We start from the raw sequence: 19,838 nt of genomic DNA, 5'->3' as shown, positions 1-19,838 counted from the left end.
TAAAGAGACTCAGAACCCTCTAAGGCAACGCTGCCTGAAGAGGGCTCTTCGTTATCTTAACGTTGGTTAATTTAGCGTCACGACACGACTATGCCGCTGACCATTGGCACTAGCACTGCGTAATAGCACCGTGTTTTCCACCTCGGGGCGCGCGCTGTCCTGATAGACCTGCCAGCTCGCCCCGTCGTCCAAGGAGTACTCAATACTGACTCCTGGTAACGCGACATTGGCGACTAGCCTGCCCGCTTCAACCCGGGCTCCTGGCAACGGCAGACGATAAGCGATCCCATCGCGCTCCAGTCGTGGCAGAACACGCTGACCAAGCAGGTTGGCAAAACGCTGCCAATCTTCAGTCAACGACTCATCGTCGACAAAGGACGTCTCGCCACCGATAAACGTCTGACCAGGTTGATAGTCGAGTTCCCACTCGGCTTGGTGCCAGGCTCGCTCGGCCAACGCTAGCAGACGCGGGAAGATCATGTACTCCATCTGCGTCTCGCTACGTACCGTTTCACCCCAGGCTTGAGCGGAAATCCCCCGAGCGCCTTGCCATCCCTCAGCGCTCTCGGAACGAAAGGTATTACCGTCTCGATCAACTGAGGTTTCCGCATTTTGCGCCAGATTATCGGGGGCAAAGGAGAACACTTTGCGCGTATCGGTGAAACGTGTCGCCCAGTAGTAGCCTCGTTCGTGTGGATTGACCTCGTAGGGCATGTCGAAGTAGAGATAATCTGGGCTAGAAAGAATCACCTCATAACCCCGCGACTGCCACTCGGCCACCGACTGACTACCGCCCCAAAACAGCGGATCCCAGAAATTGACCGCGACCTGTGGCGTCGCAAACTCAGCGGCGGACTCAACATGCTTAAGGCCGTCTTGCCAGGCTGACATACGCGCTATTCCGTAGCTATCAGCGAGTTGATTGACCTGTAGGGCAAAACGGCTCGGCAGTTCCTCTACAGAAGCAACCTCTCCATCGGCAACGCTCTGTTGGCAAATTGGCGACGCCTCCCAGGGGTGATGCTGATCACTCTGGTCGATGGTTCCTCGCCAGTCGACCGGTTCGTCGGCATCGATATCCTGAAAACCATGACCCAGTAGGATATTCTTGGCTTCATCACCACCAAAGTGCCAGTTGTCCAGCGCCTGCCCCGCCTCTTGGTGCATCGATACCACTTCGCCCATCACCTTATCGACAAAGCGGTTCGTCGACTCAAGACAGGGGTTGAGGTAGCTGCGACGATCATAGAGCTGAACCGACAGCGTATTAGACGTATCTTCGGGGTCGATTAATCGATACTCATTGGCTGCCGCACTATCGCCCTCCTCCATCAGCCGACGATATCGCGCTTCCATAGCCACCACAGCGGCGCGAGCATGAGCTGGCATATCAATTTCAGGCACCACCTGAATATGGCGAGCCTCGGCATAGCGAACAATATCGATGTAATCCTCACGGGTGTAGAAACCGCTACCGGCAGTATCGTCCTTTGGCCCAGAGCCCAACTGAGGTAAAAGACAGTTCGTTTCTGCCAGATCATGACAGCGCTTGCTGCCTACTTCGGTTAATTCCGCCAACCCTGGAATTTCCAGCCGCCAGCCCTCATCATCGGTGAGATGGAAATGGAAACGGTTGAGCTTGTACGCAGCCATCTGATCCAGCAGGCGCAACACGGCGGCCTTATCTTTGAAATTCCGTGCAACATCCAGCATGACGCCGCGATAGTCGTAACGTGGAGCATCATCAATGTCCATCGCTGGCACCAGCCCCTCCTCATCCATGGCCGCTATTAGCGACTGGACAGCGTAAAAAGCCCCGCTAGCGTCAAAAGCCAGAATATCGGCACCGGACTCATTGAGCTGCAGGCGATATCCTCCTTCCCGTGCCAATGCTTCATCGAGAACTTCTGACTCAGAGACCAAGCGGGCTCGGATCACCAAGCTGTCGCCACCTTCGTTGACGGGGATGTCGAGCCGTTCGAAGCGCTCTCCCAGTACCGCTAGGCTGGCCTCGCTAAGCATTGGCATCTCGAGGCTGACCCCTTCAGACAAATCGAGAGTAGCCTCTCCCAGGCGAGATGAGCGCGGTGTCGGCAAAATAGCTCCCCGCAATGCGTCGGCGGGCATTGCAGTGGCCGCAGCGTTGCGCTCGAAGCGTGTCTCGGCGGTCATCACCACGTTGTTATCGTCCGGTGTACGCATAAGCTGTTCACCGAAGGGAGCACGGACAAAATCGCTCAATACGTCGTCACGGGTATTATCGATCACCGCGGTTTCATCGCCCACGGCTAGGTACCAGTTGGGCATCACATCGGTCATGAATAGCTGCCAGTACTCACCCACAATGGGAATTTCCAGACTCTCTCCAGCGCCCAGCCCAGTAAAAGAGTCATTGGGCTCAAGGCGATGCAGATCCCCAGTGATACGCGTCAGCGACAGTTCAGGATGATCCATCTGCAGCAAGCGGCGAATACTCGAAAAATAGAGCTCCCAATCGCTCGCCTCAATGGCCTTATCAGAGGTATTGGTCAAAAGAATCGTCGCGGTGAAACAGGCGGCATAATCCGCCCCCAGTCTCTGGCAGTCGATATCATGCGCCTGCGGCTGGTTGGCGGTTATCGTGTACTGCACGTCCAGCCGCTGCGCCAAGTCGCGGGCAGACGACGCGTCAAGCTGAGTGGTTTCGCTGGCCTGGGCTGCCGCCGAGTTGATTGCAACCCCGATAGCCAGTGTCGTTAGGGCCTTCGTCAATGTTGTCATTGTTTTCACCTCAAGCATTACAGAATCGAGAAAGGAGCCACGACCGTGAACTTGATGTCGTGCTCATCTTGAAAGGCATTTTTAAAGCCGCCATCTCCCCAGGAGGCGTAGTCGGTGCGGTTGTCGTAGCGGGTATAGTGAAGTTGAAAACGCGTGCCCTCGGCCCAGCCATTCTGAACTTTGTAATGCACGTCAAAGTTCCAGGCGGACTCACTAAAGCGGCGCCCGGGGTCCTCAAAACCTGAGTAGGGACGAGCATCCCAGCCATAAGCATGAGCCAAGCCCAGTGACCAACCAGGCAAATCCCAGCCTTCCAGGTCATAGGTGACACCGGCGTAGAGGGACTTTTCACCATCGTGATTCCAGTCGGACCGGGCATCCCACCAGATATCCAAGCGGCCGTTGGACGATGCATAAGGAGTGGTCATTCGAGGCAGGAAGTAGCCCTGAGACCCAGGTGCATGCACCCAGCTAAACTCAAGCCGCCAATCGAAGGCCCCCTGATCATAATGAGCGGTAAGCACCTGTTGCCAGGCAGTACCGTCATAGACGTCGTTGGCTGAGCCATCGTCATGGCGGTCACGGGCGGCGTAGGTTTGGTAACTCAAACGCAGCGGGGAGTCGTTCAGCTGGGTGGCATAAGACACCTTGCCGAACCCTTGATCCATATAGCCATGGGCTTGCCCAAAAGCTGCCTCGATGGCCAGCTCATCGGTGACGTCGTAGCGTGCTCCCAGCGAGTGCAGGTAGTCGATCGTCTCTCCATCAGCTTGGCGGAACTCGTAGAAGCTCTGATACCAAGGCGCCTTGTAACGATCAGCATGAAAATAGCTCAGCGATAGGTCACCTATCCTGGCGCCGAGTTCTCCACCGCGATAAGTGCCTGGCAGGAAGGACCAGTTGGGGGCGATAACACTGGTGCCTTGGGGCTGCAGATATCCTAACCGCCCCCACATATCGCCAACCTTGAACTTGAGTGCGGCCCGATAGAGGCTTGCACCATTCGTTTCCTTACCGTCCCAGCGCTCTTCCCACAGAGTGCTCGCCGGACGAAAATTGAATTCCGTGCCCTGGTGGCGGTTCTGAAAGTCGTAAGCAGCAAAGGCGGCTAGATCCAGCCCCACAACGCCCCCCGCATGACCACTCGAGAAGTCGACAGCCAGATTGGCGGTGGAGTGCTGCAGATTGGAAGCGTAAGCCCCTGGAGTGCCCTCGCCATCCGGCCCCATACCTCCCGAACGACGATCACGGTCGCGATAGATATAAAACAGGGTGGTCTCAAGGCTGGCCTCTTCCATAAAGCCCTGGGGCTCGTCGGCAGAAGATGTCAAAGGAACCAACGATAAGGTACCGATCAGGGCTAGTTGACCAAAGCGACCTAACGGCTGCCCTTTTTGGGGCGTAGGTATGCTTGATATCAGCATGGCGTCGTATCCGATTGTTGTTGATTTTGTATTAGCGTTGCAGTGACGTGCACGTTTTAAAGACGCGCGGGGTCTGTGGGGCAGCGCAGCGCTGCCCTATAAACATGGGTCTATGACGTAGAAGTCTTGGCTAAATCGCCACGGCTACCCGTTACTCAGCCGTTGCCGAGTAACGGGTATCAATTACGAGCGTTAGGCTCTTAGTGAATGCGCGATAGCAGCGGCTTGATCGCCGACGATCAGGTGCCATGTATTGCCGTTCAACGCCTGGATGCCTCTGCATCCCAGTTGGTCAAGCGCGGCGCTGTCTAGCCCAGCGCCATCGACTAGCTCTACGCGCAGGCGTGTCTGGGCTTGAACGTCCAGCCGTTGTACGTTGGCATTACCACCTAAGGCAGCCATCCAGCGTTGGGCCACCTCGGCGGGCAATGCCGTTGGTTGAGAAGGGGTTGCGGGGGTGCCAGGGCTCTGTTCAGCAGGGCTGTGTTCAGAAGGGCCATGAGAAGAGGTATTAGCATCAACCGCCGTTCCACTCTGCTCAAGCGCTTGTCGAATCTCATCTGCGATACCATCTGCAATGGGCCCCATCACTACCTGCAGACCACCGCCCTGAAGACGCATAATCCCCCGAGAGCCCAATGATTTCAGGGTCGCTTCATCAATTGCCTCAGGATTCTCCAGCACCAAGCGCAACCGAGTCGTACAGGCACCTACGCTTTTCAGGTTGCTCGCGCCACCTAACGCCGTGACAAACGCCGGGCCACGCTCACCAGGTGGTGCTGAGGCTGCTGCGGAGGAAGTAGTTTCAGGCTCGCGCCCGGGAGTAGGTAGGTTAAAGCGGACGATGGCCCAGCGAAATACCGTGTAGTACAGAACAAAATAGACGAGACCGACAGGCAGCATCAGCCAGCCATTGGTGGAAAGCCCGTAAGAGAGCGCAAAGTCAAAGGCTCCAGCGGAGAAGGTGAAGCCAAGCTTCACGTCCAGCCAGTGCAACAGCGCCATGGAAATGCCCGTTAACACTGCGTGCATGCCATAAAGCAGCGGTGCCAGGAACATAAAGGTGAATTCGATGGGCTCGGTGACACCGGTCAGGAAAGCCGTTAACGCCAGCGAAAGTAACAAGCCACCCACCTGGGCACGGCGCCCTTTTGGTGCAGCATGGTACATGGCCAGTGCCGCGGCTGGCAGGCCGAACATCATCACCGGGAAAAAGCCTGCCATAAAGCGCCCTGCTTCAGGGTCACCGGCAAAGAAACGATTAAGGTCGCCATTGGCGACTACCCCAGCGGCTGTCTCAAAATTGCCGAAGACGAACCACACTAGGCTGTTCAGCACGTGATGCAGGCCCGTCATAATCAACAAACGGTTAATCGTTCCGTAGACGAAAAGCCCCAGTTCACCTGCGCCAATCAGCCAGTGACCAAGAGCATCAATGCCATGTTGAATGGGCGGCCAAATCACCCCAAAAACCACCCCCATTGCCACTGCCGCTAGGCCAGTAGCAATAGGTACAAAGCGTCGCCCACCAAAAAAGGCCAGATAATCAGGGAGCTGGATCGACTTATAACGATTATAGAGTAGGCCTGCCACGCTGCCGGCAATAATCCCTGCCAGCACCCCCATATCGATCTCAGGGTTAAGCGCGGTCAGCACCGCATCTAGCACCAGATAGCCAATCACCCCGGCCAGGCCAGCAGCGCCGTTGCTATCATCCGCGAAGCCTACGGCGAGGCCGATGGCAAAAATCAGCGCCAGGTTGGCGAAAATGGCCTGGCCAGCACCAGCAATAAAGGCAACATCCAGCAGATCAGGCTGCCCAAGGCGCAGCAATAGACCTGCAATGGGCAATACCGCGATGGGTAGCATCAGAGAGCGGCCAAGCCGCTGTAGCCCGCCCATCAGGCGGGAACCGAAGGTCGTAGAAGACATTTCAGCACCTCTCAAGGGTCGTTGTTGTTATGTCGGTTTGGTTGGCCTGAGCAAGCCACGCGCTTAAGTGCTGGCGTACAGCGGTCGCATCGTCCAAGGCCAGTAGTGCGGGAAGTTCATCTGCCAGTGCGGCAGCATTCAGGCAACGCAGGGCAGCTTTCACTGCAGGCACACGAGCAGGTTCTACAGAAAGTTCATCGACACCCAGTGCGACGAGTAGAAGCGCGACCCGCTCATCCCCCGCGGCGGCACCGCATACGCCCACGGGACAGTGCCCTTTCGCGCCGTCTACCGTCGCCTGAATTAGCCGCAACACCGCGGGATGCAATACATCCGCTCGTGCGGTGAGCGCCGGGTCCTCGCGGTCCATCGCCAGGGCGTATTGGGTTAGATCATTGGTGCCGATTGATAGGAAGTCAGCTTCAGCGGCGAGGCTTCTGGCGCATAGGGCAGCACTAGGCACCTCGATCATAGCGCCAAGGCGCGGCCGCGCTTCAAGGCCCATCTCGCAGGCCAACGTCTCTAAGCGCTTGCGCACTTCGCGCAGCTCGCCAACCTCAGTCACCATCGGCAGCATGATATGCAGCGTTGCCAACGGCGTAACGCCGAGCAGCGCTCGTAGCTGGGTCTCCAGCAGCTCAGGCTGGCTGGCCCACAAGCGAGCGCCCCGAACGCCCAGCGCTGGGTTAGGTACTGACGGCAATCGCAGATAAGGAAGCTGCTTGTCGGCACCAATATCCAGGGTGCGAATAATCACAGGCTTGCCATCTAAGGCCTTCACCGCAGCCTGATACTCCTCGCGCTGAGTCGCTTCGCTGGGGGCACTATCTCGCTCAAGAAACAAGAACTCACTGCGCAGTAGGCCGACACCATCAGCCCCCGAGTCTGCCGCTAAACGGGCCTCTTCGGCGCCACCGATATTGGCGCATACTTCAATTTCTCGCCCATCCAGAGTCATCGCTGGTTCATGGGCTAACGCTTGTGCTTGCTCAGCTTCATAACGGCGAGCATCAATACGTTCTGCCACTTCCGCCCGTTGAGCCGCGCTGGGACTCAACGCCAAGCGCCCATTTTCCGCATCTAGAATGACGCTCTCGTTTGTGGCGCTATTAGCAGCCTCAATCAGGCTCCCTCCCATGGCCACAAGGCAGGGAATCCCTCGGGCGCGCGCCAAAATAGCCACATGGGAAGTAGTGCCGCCGCCCGCGAGACACAGCCCAGCAGGGTGCTGGGCGGCAACGGCCACCAGCTCTGAGGGTGTCAGTTCATCAGCAACGACGACGGCTCCCTTCGGCAGCTCAGGAAGTGCCGCTTGCTGGTCGTCGCTGAGTTCCACCATCACACGGCGCTGCAAGTCGCGCAGATCAGCAACCCTGGCGGCAAGCAGCGTATTTCCACTCGCCGCAAGCCTTGCAGCTTCACCATCAAGCGCCTCACGCCAAGCTTGGCCAGCGCTGCGACCGTCACTAATGTGCTTACCTGCCGCTGCCGCCAAATCGGGATCTTCTAGCCAGGCACTATGGGCAGCAAAGATTTCCGCCTCGGCGCTCTGCCCTTGGCGCGTCGCTTGTGCTTCAGCGTTGGCTAGCGCCTCACCAACGCTTAACAGCGCCTTTTTCAAGCGAGCTGTCTCAACAGCTTCGCCCTCGCCCATCAAGGGCACAGTGGGGAGCGGCAATTGATAAGAGACAAGCGGGCCGATGGCTAAACCAGGGCTAGCCACTAAGCCAGCCAGTTCGCCCTCTTGAAGTGTCACTGAGGCTAATGTAGACGACGCAGGCGCGCTATGTTCGTCGGCTTCAGGCGTAGTCAACAGGCACTCGGCGTCATCCAGTGCGGCCTCAGCAGCCTCTCCCTGGGCCGTCAGTTTTAACGTTGCGCCTTCGGTCAGGCCCAAGTTCATTAATGCGCTAAGACTAGCGGCACTCGCACTGGCAGCGTTGTCGCTTGAACCTTCATGCTGCACCGTCAGATTAACGCTATGCTGGCGAGCAATAGCACGCAGCCGGGCAGCAGGCCGTGCATGCAGTCCCGATGCCAAAGCTAGGGTCACTCGGCGTTCAGCCAACGGCCCATCAGCACCTGTATCAGATTGCTCAATAGCCGTGCGAGTGAGTACCAGCAATGGCTCACCAAGGGAAACCCGTTCCCCTTCGCGATGCTTCGACGGCAGTAATTGCCAACCAGCCGCTTCGGTGATCACCAATGGAGTAATCAGCGCACTTGCGCCCAGCGCTAACGCATCGGCATCGAAACGGCACAGCGGGTCACCAGCGCGCACGTGATCACCTACGACGACCAAAGGCTCAATACCTTCCCCGTTTAACTCAACCGTATCCAGGCCCAGATGAAGCAGTAATTCAACACCCGCCTCGGTTTTTAAAGTGAACGCATGGTGGGTACGCGCGCACTGCACCACTTCTCCGTCACAGGGAGCATGCAGGCATTCGTCCAGTGGATCGAGAGCAATGCCCTCACCCAGGGTTAGGCTGGCGAAAACTGGATCGGGCACCGCTGTTAGGGGTACCACAACCCCCGCCACGGGGGCCCGCAGCGTTAATGATTGGTTTGCGTCTGACATGGGAGAACTCCCAAGATTGTTGTTATGCGTTACAGGGTGCAGGTAACTTTATTGAGGTGCCGTGGGCGATCTGGATCACTACCCCGAGCCTCTGCAAGCCCTGCCACCATTTGATAAAAGCTCTGAATCACCGATAGTGGTTGCAGAGCCTCATGTCCAGCATCTGCCAAGGTTAAATTGCGCTGTACCACGCTCTTGTCGGCAGCAAGGACGACTCGGGCGCCAACACTCTTGAGCCACTCGGTTAACTCCAACAAGCCTGCCTGTTCGGGCCCTGGTGGCGCGAATACCAGCACCGGATAATCAGGGCCAATTAGCGCCATCGGACCATGGCGAACTTCGGCACCGCTAAAGGGTTCCGCTTGAATTGCACAGGTTTCTTTAAACTTGAGCGCCGCTTCCTGAGCAACGGCAAGACCTGCTCCACGACCAATCACCATCATCTTGTCGGCATTTAGCAGTGCCTCGATGGCCGGTGACCAGTCCATCGCCAGGGCCTGGGTCAGTCGTTCTGGCAGTTGTTCCAGAGCAGTGAGTAGCAGGCGGTCTTCCTGCCAGTGGCCGATAAGCTGAGCCATGGCAGAAAGCGTGGCCAAGTAGCTTTTGGTGGCAGCGACACTTTTTTCTTCTCCCGCATAGAGCGGAATTTCACTATCGCTGGCCTCGCCCAGAGGCGACTGTGGCGTATTGACTAGCGCTATCGTTCGAGCCCCAGCGGCAGCGAGCGACTGCTGCATCGCCACTAGGTCAGGGCTTTGTCCAGACTGGGAAACCGCCAAGGATAATTGCCCAGTTAGTCGCCAAGGTGCCTTCGCCAGAGTGGTCAGCGAAGGAGGCAGCGAGGCCACCGGAATGCCTTTACGCTGCATGCATTGGTAGGCGAAGTAGCTGGCGGCATGATCGGAACTGCCCCGAGCCACGGTGACGGCTGCAGTGGGCTCGGCAAGGCGCAAGCGCTCACCTAGTGCAGCAAGCAACGCGTGATTACGCTGCAACTGACCGCGAACACGTTCAGGGGCGTTGCGAGTTTCTTCAAGCATCAAAGACATTTATGAAGCTCCTTGGGCGTTTCCACAGATATGACGGCCTTCGACATAGACCGCCTGGAGTTGAAGTTGGGGGTCAAGGATGACCAGGTCCGCCAATGCGCCCTCTTGCAGGCGGCCAATGTCGTCGATCCCCAGGAAGTCGGCGGGGAAACGTGACAGGCGATCTGAGGCGTCCGCCAGGGTAAGACCGAGGCTAATGAAGTTACGTAATGCCTGATCCATGGTCAGCGTACTGCCTGCCAAGGTGCCGTCAGCCAGACGCACACCTCCCAGACATTTGGTGACGGTCTGCTCACCTAGACGGTAATCACCGTCTGGCATGCCTGCCGCTGCAGTGGAGTCGGTAACCGCGTAGAGATTAGGGATGCAACGTAAGGCGGCACGGATGGCACCAGGGTGTACATGCAGCAGATCAGGAATCACCTCGGCGTACTGCGCATGGGCGAGCGCTGCGCCGACCATTCCTGGCTTGCGGTGATGCAGTCCGGTCATGGCATTGAACAGATGCGTAAACCCGCAGGCACCATGCGCCATTGCCTCAACACCCTCTTCATAGCTGCCAAGCGTATGGCCTATCTGAACCCGCACACCACGCTCGCTGAGATGGCGAATTAATGCATAGTGGCCAGCTAATTCAGGGGCAAGTGTCAGTAAACGGATAGGGGCCAAAGCACACAGCTCATCCACCTCCTCAATCACGCCGTTACGCGCATGGGCGGGTTGAGCGCCCAGCTTACCGGGATTGATATAGGGGCCTTCCAGATGAACGCCCAATACCTTGGCGGCATCCGGCTCCTGCGCCTCCATATAGCAGGCGATATCGCCTAACACCTGACGGATCCGCTCATCTGGCGCCGTCATGGTGGTCGCAAGCAAGCGGGTGGTGCCAAAACGCACATGGGTGCGTGCTAAGGTGGCAAGCGCTGTGCCGCCTTCCATGGTGTCGGCACCGCCACCACCATGCACATGCAAATCGATAAAGCCGGGAATAATGCGTGGATGGTCATTGGTATCAGGATCTACCGGATCGCCGTCAATGCGCCGGATACGCCCGTCTTCCCAGTGGATCTCGCCCAGGCGCCAGCCCTCAGAGGTGAGAATATTGCCAAACTGCATAAAACCTCCTAGCGGGTCATCTCGACCATAAAGTCGTAATAATCAGTGCGACAGTAGGTAACGGTAAGCTCTGCCGGAGAGCCATCTGCGAGATAGCCGAGACGCGTCACTTTGAGCAGCGCCTGGCCCTCAGGCACCTCCGCCAGCATGGCTAGCTCTGCGCTGGCATTAATGGCGGTGACATGCTGCAAAGCGCGTGCAATTCCTTTCCCATTGGCTTCCAAGGTTGCATACAGCGATGTCTCAACCGTCAGCGGATCAGACAGCACTGAGGTGGGCAGGCAACTCTCTTCCACCGCCATTACTACCTCATCGGCCAAACGCAAACGCTTGAGGCGCGTGACTTGAGCATCAGCCCCCAGGCCAAGGCGCATGCTCTCTTCTGCACTGGGGTTAGCCAGCTTGCGTTCTAACCAATGAGAACTCGGCGTAAACCCACGCTGGGTCAGCAGCTCGGTAAAACTGGCGAGCCGCGACAAGGACTGATTGAGGCGAGGGGCAATAAACGTGCCCGAGCCACGGTTACGGTGAATCAATCCAAGCTCTGCTAGGCGATCCAATGCCTTCCGCGCAGTGATGCGCGAAACCGCTAAGCTTTCAGCCAAATTGCGCTCCGAAGGCAACGCTTCGCCAGCTTGCCAGGCGCCCGTCTCAATGGCTTGTTCTAGTTGGCGCGCTAACTGCTGATAAAGCGGTGTCGCGCCCTGAGGGTCAAGATGAAGCTGAGTAAAGCGTGGGTCCATGAGTGTCTACCAGTAGCGGCCATACCAATTAGATACCACTATAGACCCAATAAGATACCAATCAAATACCAATTAGATACAACTATGGTTGAATAGTGACGGCCGACCTAGTCAATAAGGCAATAAAGCACGCACAAAATTGAACGCAGATCATTGATAGTTTGGGACCAAAGCGAACTTCAGGGTAACCACGATTGGCGCGGCCTTTGGGAATCCGTATAGTGGCAGGCTACTCTCGCCAACTGATTGAACACATGCTGCAAAACAACTCATTGCTTGCCCAGCTCAAGCAACAGATCCGTGACACCACTCCACGCGCTGAAGGGGTGATCAAAGCCACCGAAAAAGGCTTCGGTTTTCTTGAAACCGACAGCGGTGAATCTTATTTCGTGCCGCCCCCCGCCATGAAGCAAGTACTCCATGGCGATCGCGTCGAGGCAGTGATCCATGAAAACGGCGACAAAAAGTCCGTAGAGCCTGAGAAGCTGATCGAAGCTGGGCTTGACCGCTTTGTTGCCCGTGTTCAGAAGCGCGAAGGCCGTTTAGCCGTTGTGCCCGACCATCCGTCGATTCGCAATGTGCTGAAAGCGCGCATAAAGAACAGCCTGGATGAAGCCACCATTGCTGATGGCGACTGGGTTGTCGCGCGGCTGGTACGCCACCCGCTGAAAGAGAACGATCGCGGCTTCTTCACGCAAATTGATGAGCTAGTGGCCAAGGCCGACGATCCCGCCGTTCCGTGGCGCGTCACCCTTGCCCGCCATGCGCTGGAGCAAGAGTGCCCGGACGCAGGTACCGAGTGGCCACTGCATAATGAAGGGTTAACCCGTGAGGACCTCACGGCGCAGCCCTTCTTTACTATCGATAGCGAAAAAACTCGCGATATGGACGATGCGCTACACGTGGAAGCGCTGGAAAGTGGCGGCTGGCGGCTAAGCGTCGCGATCGCTGATCCAACGGCCTACGTCGAAGAGGGCCATGCGGCCGACCTTGAAGCGCGCACCCGTGCGTTTACGGTCTACTTACCTGGCCAGAACGTGACCATGCTGCCTGAACAGCTGGCAGATGATCTCTGCTCGTTGTGGGAAGGCCAAGAGCGCCCTGCTCTTGCCTGCACGCTGGACATTAATGCCGACGGCAGCCTAGGTGATTACCGTTTCTTTGCGGCCAATGTGAAATCCCACGCCAAACTGGCCTATGACAGCGTTTCCGACTGGATTGAAGGACAAGGTGAGTGGGCTCCTGCCGACAATATCGCGGAGCAGTTGAAAGCACTGCGCGATTTGACTGAGGCGCGCACTGCTTGGCGCAACGAACACGCGCTGGTGTTTAAAGATCGTCCTGATTACGTTTTCGACCTGGACGACGCGGGCAACGTGTTAGGCATTCGCACCGAAGATCGCCGTATTGCCAATCGTATGATTGAAGAGTCAATGATTGCCGCTAACGCTTGCTGCGCGGATTTCCTTGCCCAACATATCGGTCACGGCATCTTTAATGTGCACCGCGCTTTTGAGCCAGAAAAAGCCGAATCTGCTCAAGAGTTCTTAGCCACTCAAGAGATTGAGGTCGCCCAGGAAGCGCTGACAGAACTGGCTCACTACAAAGAGCTGAAGCGCGCCCTGGAAAGCCGTGATGATGCTTGGCTGGACGCGCGCCTGCGCCGTTTCCAAGGCTTTACCAGCATGTCAGCTCAACCCGGCCCACACTTCGGCCTGGGGTTACCGGCTTATGCCACTTGGACGTCGCCAATTCGTAAGTACGGCGATATGGTCAACCATCGTTTGATCAAGCGTGTGCTTAAAGGTGAACAGGCTCCAGCAGAAGCCAGCCAGCAGCTCACCGAGCAACTCACCGAACGGCGGCGCCTGAACCGTATGGCAGAACGCGACGTAAAAGATTGGCTCTACGTTCGTTACTTAACGCCAGCGGCTCAAAATCAAGATGCCTTCGACGCAGAGATCATGGCGATCAACCGTGGAGGTATGCGCGTACGTCTGTTGGAAAATGGTGCTACCGCCTTCGTCCCCGCCCCGCTAATGCATAGCGATCGCGATAAAGTGGTCATTGATGATAAAGAGGGTCGCATTCAGATTGAAGGCGAAGAGCGCTACAAGCTGGGCGATAGCCTGCGCATTGCGCTAACAGAAGCCCGTGAGGAAACCCGCTCGCTGGTCGCCAAACCCACTGAATAACATTACCTTGTACCGCCCACGCCACGGCATTGCCGTGGCGTTTTATTTTCCCACCATCCATTAACTGTCGCAGAACTGACTTATTTCTTCCTTATGGTAATCCGATGACACCCTTGTAGTTCGGAGGTTACCTTGCACATCGCTGATGTGACCATGTTTCACGCCCCGGCAAGCGGCGGCGTTCGTACTTATCTGCAAGCTAAACACCGGGTGCTTGCGCATACGGCCAACCTGCGCACTAGCCTGTTAGTGCCGGGCGCTGAGCGCGACAGCCTTGGTGACCACCACACCTTGCCAGCGCTACATCTCCCTTTGGGCCAGGGCTACCGCTTTCCGCTGAGAGGGTCACGCTGGCGCGATGCACTGATCGAGCTAAAACCTGATCTTATCGAGGCTGGCGACCCTTATGTAACGGCATGGGCAGCCCTTGCCGCAGGCCAAAAGCTTGGCGTGCCGGTGGTCGGATTTTATCACTCAGATCTGCCGCGCTTAATGGGGGATCGCTTTGGCCGCTACGTAGAGAAACGCTTAACGCGCTACGTCAAAGACCTCTACTGCCAATTTGATAGCGTGCTGGCACCCTGTAACGCTATGGCTAATCGACTCAGGGAGTGGGGAGTCGATAACGTTCGCGTTCAGCCATTAGGGGTCGACTTAAACCATTTTCACCCTCAGCAGCGAGACCCTGCTTTCCGCCAAGGGATGGGCATCCCCAGCGATAAAAAGCTGCTGATCTTTGTGGGTCGCAATTCCCGCGAGAAAAATATTGATGTGCTGCTGGCGACGATGCGCCAGCTCGGCAGTGATTACCATTTATTGCTGATGGGTCCCGGCATGCCCCATCAGGTGCCTAGTAATGTCACTGTCGTGGATCGCTGCTGCGGCGCACATGAAGTAGCCAAAGCACTCGCCAGTAGCGATGCCCTTCTGCATGCGGGTACCCGGGAAACCTTTGGCTTGATCGCTCAAGAAGCGATGGCCTGCGGTATCCCTGTCGTGGGTGCTAGGGCCGGAGCACTGGTCGAAAATGTGCCATTAGGCGCAGGCATTCTGTGTCAGCCACTCGACCCGGAGGCCATGGCCGAGGCATGCACAGCCTTGTTCAGTAATGACATCGCTGCCAGCGGGCGCTATGCCCGACATTTTGTCGAACGCCAATTTAGCTGGGATAGCGTCATCCAGTCTCTACTTGAGCACTACATCGACCTTTGCAACATTGAACTTCCCAATGCCCTCGCCCACCACCACTAAGCCCCAAGGATTACTGCGTTTTCGCCCACTGCATGGTTTTCTACTGGCGGGAGCGCTCTTGGCCCCGCTCGTACTTACCACTTGGCTGGGCGGTGCTGAGGCGCTGCAGCGTATTAAACATTTTCCATTCGAGTTATTGCTGTTGATGGTGATGTTAGCGTTTCTGTGTTGGAACCTGAACGCCACAAGACTGCGGTTAATGTTAGGTGGCCGTGCAGGGCAACTGGGGCAACGTGGTGCGCTGGGCATTGAGCTGGCATCAAAGTTTGCGCTGTGCGCTACACCAGGAGGGAGTGGAGGGCCAGCCACTCTACTAATCCTACTTGGACGACGCGGCTTCCCTCCCGCCAAAGGGGCAGCAGTGTTTTTGATTGATCAAGGCTGTGATTTACTGTTTTTCCTGACCATGCTGAGCGGCTTAGTACTCTTCTCTCTGGTCAGCGATACCCAGTGGCCGCATCAGTCATTAGTACAGTGGTCACTGGTCGGTTTAGCATTTATGGCGACCCTGGTCAGTGGTGCGATGTACTACTTACCCAGCCTGTTGCGTGCAGGTGGCGTTATAACGGCGTGGCCAAGCCGTTACCGACGGCGCTGGTTAGTAAGGCGCTTATTGCGATGCCGATATGCGCTCAAGGTCACACTCGGACTGCCTTTTACAACGCTGCTTGCGATGATGATGCTCACCACCGCACACTGGTTAATGCGCTATAGCTTGCTCTATGTCGCGGTGCTGGGCGTGGGTGGCCATGCCGATTGGATGTGGACGTTTTTAACCCAAATGCTGGCCATGGCGGCCAGCCAGCTTAGTTTTCTTCCTGGCGGTGCTGGTGCCGCTGAAGTGGGCGTTGGCAGTTTATTGCTGCCCTTGATGGAACGCGAGCAGGCTGCAGCAGCCGTCTTAGTGTGGCGACTGGTGAGCTACCACCTCTATTTAGTGGTGGGGGCGCCACTATTTATTCTGTACAGCTACCGAATGCTAAACAGAAAATCCGATAATAAAACGCCGGCAAGATAACCGTACACCAACGAATAAGGGCGCCCCGAGGGGCGCCCTTATCGCGTGCGACTAGAGGTCGATAGCTTACCAGCCAGTGACTTCTTTCAGTGCATCGCCGATTTCAGCCAGAGAACGCACGGTTTTAACACCGGCATCTTCTAGGGCAGCAAACTTCTCATCCGCAGTACCTTTACCGCCAGAGATGATTGCGCCCGCATGGCCCATACGCTTGCCAGGAGGTGCAGTGACACCGGCAATGTAGGAAACCACAGGCTTAGAAACGTTGGCCTTGATGTAAGCCGCTGCTTCTTCTTCAGCCGTACCACCGATTTCACCGATCATTACGATCGCTTCGGTTTTCGGGTCATTCTCGAACATTTCAAGAATGTCGATAAAGTTAGAACCCGGAATCGGGTCACCACCGATGCCTACACAGGTAGACTGACCGAAACCATGGTCAGTTGTCTGCTTAACAGCTTCGTAAGTCAGGGTGCCTGAACGCGACACGATACCGACTTTACCCGGCTGGTGAATGTGGCCCGGCATGATGCCAATTTTACATTCGCCAGGCGTGATAACACCTGGGCAGTTCGGGCCGATCAGACGCACGCCCAGCTCGTCACATTTTACTTTTGCTTCGAGCATGTCTAGCGTCGCGATACCTTCGGTGATGCACACGATCAGCTTGATGCCAGCGTTAGCAGCTTCAAGAATCGAGTCTTTACAGAACGGTGCCGGAACGTAGATTACGCTGGCTTCCGCGCCGGTTTTCTCAACCGCTTCTTTCACGGTGTTGAAAACGGGCAGACCCAGGTGCGTCTGGCCGCCTTTGCCCGGCGTAACACCACCGACCATTTGCGTTCCATAGGCAATCGCCTGTTCGGAGTGGAACGTGCCCTGGCCACCCGTGAAACCTTGGCAGATGACCTTGGTGTTCTTATCGATCAGGATGCTCATTACTTGCCCTCCGCTGCTTTTACAACCTGCTGAGCCGCGTCGGTCAGACTGGTAGCAGCGATGATGTTCAGACCGCTAGACGCCAGTTTTTCAGCGCCCAATTCAGCGTTGTTACCTTCCAGACGCACAACCACTGGAACGTTAACACCAACTTGTTCAACAGCACCGATGATGCCTTCAGCAATCATGTCGCAACGAACGATACCGCCGAAGATGTTCACCAGAACCGCTTTAACGTTGTCGTCAGAAAGGATGATCTTGAACGCTTCTGCAACACGCTCTTTGGTCGCGCCGCCACCAACGTCCAGGAAGTTAGCAGGCTTGCCGCCACTCAGGTTGACGATGTCCATGGTGCCCATCGCCAGGCCAGCACCGTTAACCATGCAGCCGATGTTGCCATCAAGCGCGACATAGTTAAGTTCCCACTTCGCTGCATCAGCTTCACGCTGATCTTCCTGGGAAGGATCGCGCATCGCTTGAAGATCCGGATGACGGTACAGCGCGTTGCTGTCGAGACCCAGTTTGGCGTCGAGGCAGTGCAGATTGCCTTCGTCGGTAATAACCAGCGGGTTAATTTCTAACAGCGCCAGATCTTTGTCATGGAACAGCTTAGAAAGGCCCAGGAAGATCTTGGTGAACTGCTTGATCTGGTCGCCTTTAAGGCCCAGAGCAAATGCTAGCTCACGCGCTTGGTAGGGCTGTGCGCCAACCAGCGGATCGATTTCGGCTTTCAGAATCTTTTCTGGCGTTTCTTCTGCAACGGTCTCGATTTCAACACCGCCTTCAGTAGAGGCCATGAAGACAACGCGACGGGTGGTGCGATCGACGACGGCGCCGAGATACAGCTCGTCAGCGATGTCGGTGCAAGTCTCAACCAAAATTTTAGCAACCGGCTGACCTTTTTCGTCAGTCTGGAAGGTGACCAGGTTCTTACCTAACCACTGCTCGGCGAAAGCTTTCGCTTCAGCCGGATCTTTAATCAGCTTAACGCCGCCCGCTTTACCGCGGCCACCAGCGTGAACCTGGGCTTTAACCACCCACATGTCACCGCCGATCTTTTTGCACGCTTCTTCAGCTTCTTCGGGAGTGTCCACGGCAAAGCCTTTAGACACTGGTAGACCATAATCAGCAAACAGCTGTTTGCCTTGATACTCGTGAAGGTTCATCGATTCATGCCATTGGTTGCATGTGACTCGAACGATGACCCGCTGCTTTAAAAGAGCGGGGCATCCCCGTACCTTCGTCCCCGCTGATTTCTCACAGAGCCGAAAGTGTTGCGCCACCTGACGGTGGCGCTTGGTTGTTGCTTAGCGAATTACTTACGCTTCTTACGGTTAGCCATATGAATGGCATGGCCTTCTACCGCAAGCGCTGCTTCATGCACAGCTTCCGACATAGTCGGGTGTGCGTAGCAGGTCAGAGCTAAGTCTTCAGCGCTGGAGCCGAATTCCATTGCAATCACGCCCTGGGCAATCATCTCACCCGCGTGCTGACCAACAATATGCATGCCGAGAATACGGTCGGTTTCCGCATCGGCGATAATTTTGGCGCTACCCTCGGTGGCGTTGTTCGCCATCGCACGACCACTTGCCGCGAACGGGAAGCTACCAGTCTTAACTTCAATACCTTTCGCTTTGGCATCTTGTTCGGTCATACCGACCCAAGCGACTTCCGGGAACGTGTAGATCACGTTCGGAATCGTGTCGTAATTCATCTCGGCTTTGTGGCCAGCGATGATATCAGCGACCATAATGCCTTCTTCCGATGCCTTGTGCGCCAGCATGGGGCCACGCACACAGTCACCAATGGCATAAACACCGGGTACATTAGTGCGGCACTGATCGTCAACAAAGATAAAACCGCGCTCGTCCAGCTCAACGCTCACACCATCGGCAATCACACCTTTGGTGTACGGACGACGACCAACGCAAACAATCAGTTTGTCGAAGGTCATTTCCTGTTCGCCATTGGCATCGGTGTACTTAACGATGACTTCATCGCCATTGGTTTCCGACCCCGTCACACGGGCGCCCAGTTTAATATCCAGCCCCTGCTTTTTGAGCAGTTTCTGTGTTTCTTTAGCGATCGCCGTATCGACCATCGGTAAGAAGCTATCCATCGCTTCCAAAACAGTCACTTCAGAACCCAAGCGGTTCCAAACGCTACCCAGCTCTAGGCCGATAACACCAGCACCAATAACGCCTAAACGCTTCGGAGTTTCCTGGAATTCCAGCGCGCCGGTAGAGTCAACAATCAAGCCTTCGGTTAGCGGCGTCGGTGGAATTTCAACCGGCACGGAACCTGCAGCAATGACGATGTTATCAGCGTCGTAAGTGGTGGTATTGCCGTCCAGATCGGTAACTTCGACTTGCTTACCGGAAACCACTTTACCGGTGCCTTCAATAGCAATAACACCATTGGCTTTAAATAAGCCTGAGATGCCGCCGGTCAAGTTCTTAACGATCTTGTCCTTGCGAGCCATCATTTTTTTGACGTCCATCGTGACGTCACCGGCATTAATACCCATGTCGTCGAAATCGTGCTTGGCTTCGACGAACTTGTGCGAGGCTTCAAGCAACGCTTTAGACGGGATACAACCGACATTCAAACACGTACCGCCGTGAACGACGTTGCCTTCTTTACCAATCCATTTTTCAACACAGGCGGCCTTCAGGCCCAGCTGCGCAGCGCGGATAGCCGCTACGTAGCCACCAGGGCCTGCACCGATAACGATCACATCAAACTTGTCAGCCATGTTGGCTCCTTTAGCTTGGTTGCCTCCCCCCGTTTGAGCTTAAAACGAGCAGGAGGCAAGGTGCGATTGCATTAG

The 19,838-nt window shown here is 56.2% G+C and carries 13 protein-coding genes; 3 read left to right on the top strand and 10 right to left on the bottom strand.

Features of this window, described 5'->3' with window-relative positions; translation table 11 throughout:
- Positions 1-66 precede the first annotated feature (66 nt).
- From IR195_RS05510 to IR195_RS05480, 7 genes are all read right to left on the bottom strand, one after another.
- Positions 67-2,760, bottom strand: coding sequence for a beta-N-acetylhexosaminidase (locus IR195_RS05510; RefSeq protein ID WP_206048983.1), 2,694 nt, complete (start codon positions 2,758-2,760; stop codon positions 67-69).
- 17 nt (positions 2,761-2,777) lie between these two features.
- Positions 2,778-4,184 carry an OprD family outer membrane porin gene (locus IR195_RS05505; RefSeq protein WP_206048982.1) on the bottom strand — a complete coding sequence of 469 codons (1,407 nt, stop codon included), beginning with the start codon at positions 4,182-4,184 and terminating at the stop codon, positions 2,778-2,780.
- Positions 4,185-4,376: 192 nt separating this feature from the next.
- Positions 4,377-6,116 carry an N-acetylglucosamine-specific PTS transporter subunit IIBC gene (gene nagE / locus IR195_RS05500; protein WP_125746499.1) on the bottom strand — a complete coding sequence of 580 codons (1,740 nt, stop codon included), beginning with the start codon at positions 6,114-6,116 and terminating at the stop codon, positions 4,377-4,379.
- 1 nt (position 6,117) lies between these two features.
- A complete protein-coding gene (gene ptsP, locus IR195_RS05495; protein ID WP_146942597.1) occupies positions 6,118-8,697 on the bottom strand; it encodes a phosphoenolpyruvate--protein phosphotransferase in 2,580 nt (859 codons plus the stop codon).
- A 29-nt stretch (positions 8,698-8,726) separates the two neighbouring features.
- The gene (locus tag IR195_RS05490) at positions 8,727-9,746 is read right to left on the bottom strand and encodes an SIS domain-containing protein (RefSeq protein WP_125746495.1); all 1,020 of its coding nucleotides are present in this window, start codon (positions 9,744-9,746) and stop codon (positions 8,727-8,729) included.
- Positions 9,747-10,862: an N-acetylglucosamine-6-phosphate deacetylase gene (nagA, locus tag IR195_RS05485; RefSeq protein WP_206048981.1), complete on the bottom strand. Its 1,116-nt coding sequence runs from the start codon at positions 10,860-10,862 to the stop codon at positions 9,747-9,749.
- Between the two features lie 8 nt (positions 10,863-10,870).
- On the bottom strand, positions 10,871-11,605 hold the full coding sequence (locus IR195_RS05480) for a GntR family transcriptional regulator (RefSeq protein WP_125746491.1): 735 nt from the start codon (positions 11,603-11,605) through the stop codon (positions 10,871-10,873).
- A gap of 254 nt (positions 11,606-11,859) precedes the next feature.
- Between IR195_RS05480 and IR195_RS05475 the strand changes: the two genes are divergently transcribed.
- The 3 genes from IR195_RS05475 to IR195_RS05465 all read left to right on the top strand — a co-directional run bounded on the left by IR195_RS05475 (position 11,860) and on the right by IR195_RS05465 (position 16,069).
- Positions 11,860-13,800: an exoribonuclease II gene (locus tag IR195_RS05475; RefSeq protein WP_125753481.1), complete on the top strand. Its 1,941-nt coding sequence runs from the start codon at positions 11,860-11,862 to the stop codon at positions 13,798-13,800.
- 132 nt (positions 13,801-13,932) lie between these two features.
- Positions 13,933-15,051 (top strand): N-acetylglucosaminyl phosphatidylglycerol synthase, encoded by a 1,119-nt coding sequence (locus IR195_RS05470; RefSeq protein ID WP_125746489.1) that lies wholly within the window; start codon positions 13,933-13,935, stop codon positions 15,049-15,051.
- A complete protein-coding gene (locus IR195_RS05465; protein WP_206048980.1) occupies positions 15,029-16,069 on the top strand; it encodes a glucosaminyl phosphatidylglycerol flippase in 1,041 nt (346 codons plus the stop codon). The genes IR195_RS05470 and IR195_RS05465 overlap by 23 nt, the downstream gene beginning before the upstream one ends.
- Positions 16,070-16,135: 66 nt before the next feature.
- On the opposite strand, the gene sucD is transcribed toward IR195_RS05465, so the two are convergent.
- The 3 genes from sucD to lpdA all read right to left on the bottom strand — a co-directional run bounded on the left by sucD (position 16,136) and on the right by lpdA (position 19,763).
- Positions 16,136-17,008 (bottom strand): succinate--CoA ligase subunit alpha, encoded by an 873-nt coding sequence (gene sucD / locus IR195_RS05460; RefSeq protein ID WP_125746485.1) that lies wholly within the window; start codon positions 17,006-17,008, stop codon positions 16,136-16,138.
- Entirely contained in the window at positions 17,008-18,174 is a 1,167-nt protein-coding gene (sucC, locus tag IR195_RS05455) for an ADP-forming succinate--CoA ligase subunit beta (RefSeq protein ID WP_009722517.1), read from the bottom strand. The genes sucD and sucC overlap by 1 nt, the downstream gene beginning before the upstream one ends.
- A 149-nt stretch (positions 18,175-18,323) precedes the next feature.
- A complete protein-coding gene (lpdA, locus tag IR195_RS05450; protein ID WP_206048979.1) occupies positions 18,324-19,763 on the bottom strand; it encodes a dihydrolipoyl dehydrogenase in 1,440 nt (479 codons plus the stop codon).
- Positions 19,764-19,838: the final 75 nt, after the last annotated feature.

Origin of the sequence: Vreelandella venusta (assembly GCF_015689495.1) — a bacterium.
In the GTDB taxonomy this organism is placed as follows: Bacteria; Pseudomonadota; Gammaproteobacteria; order Pseudomonadales; family Halomonadaceae; genus Vreelandella; species Vreelandella venusta.
This window is presented reverse-complemented; position numbering and strand designations above follow the sequence as displayed.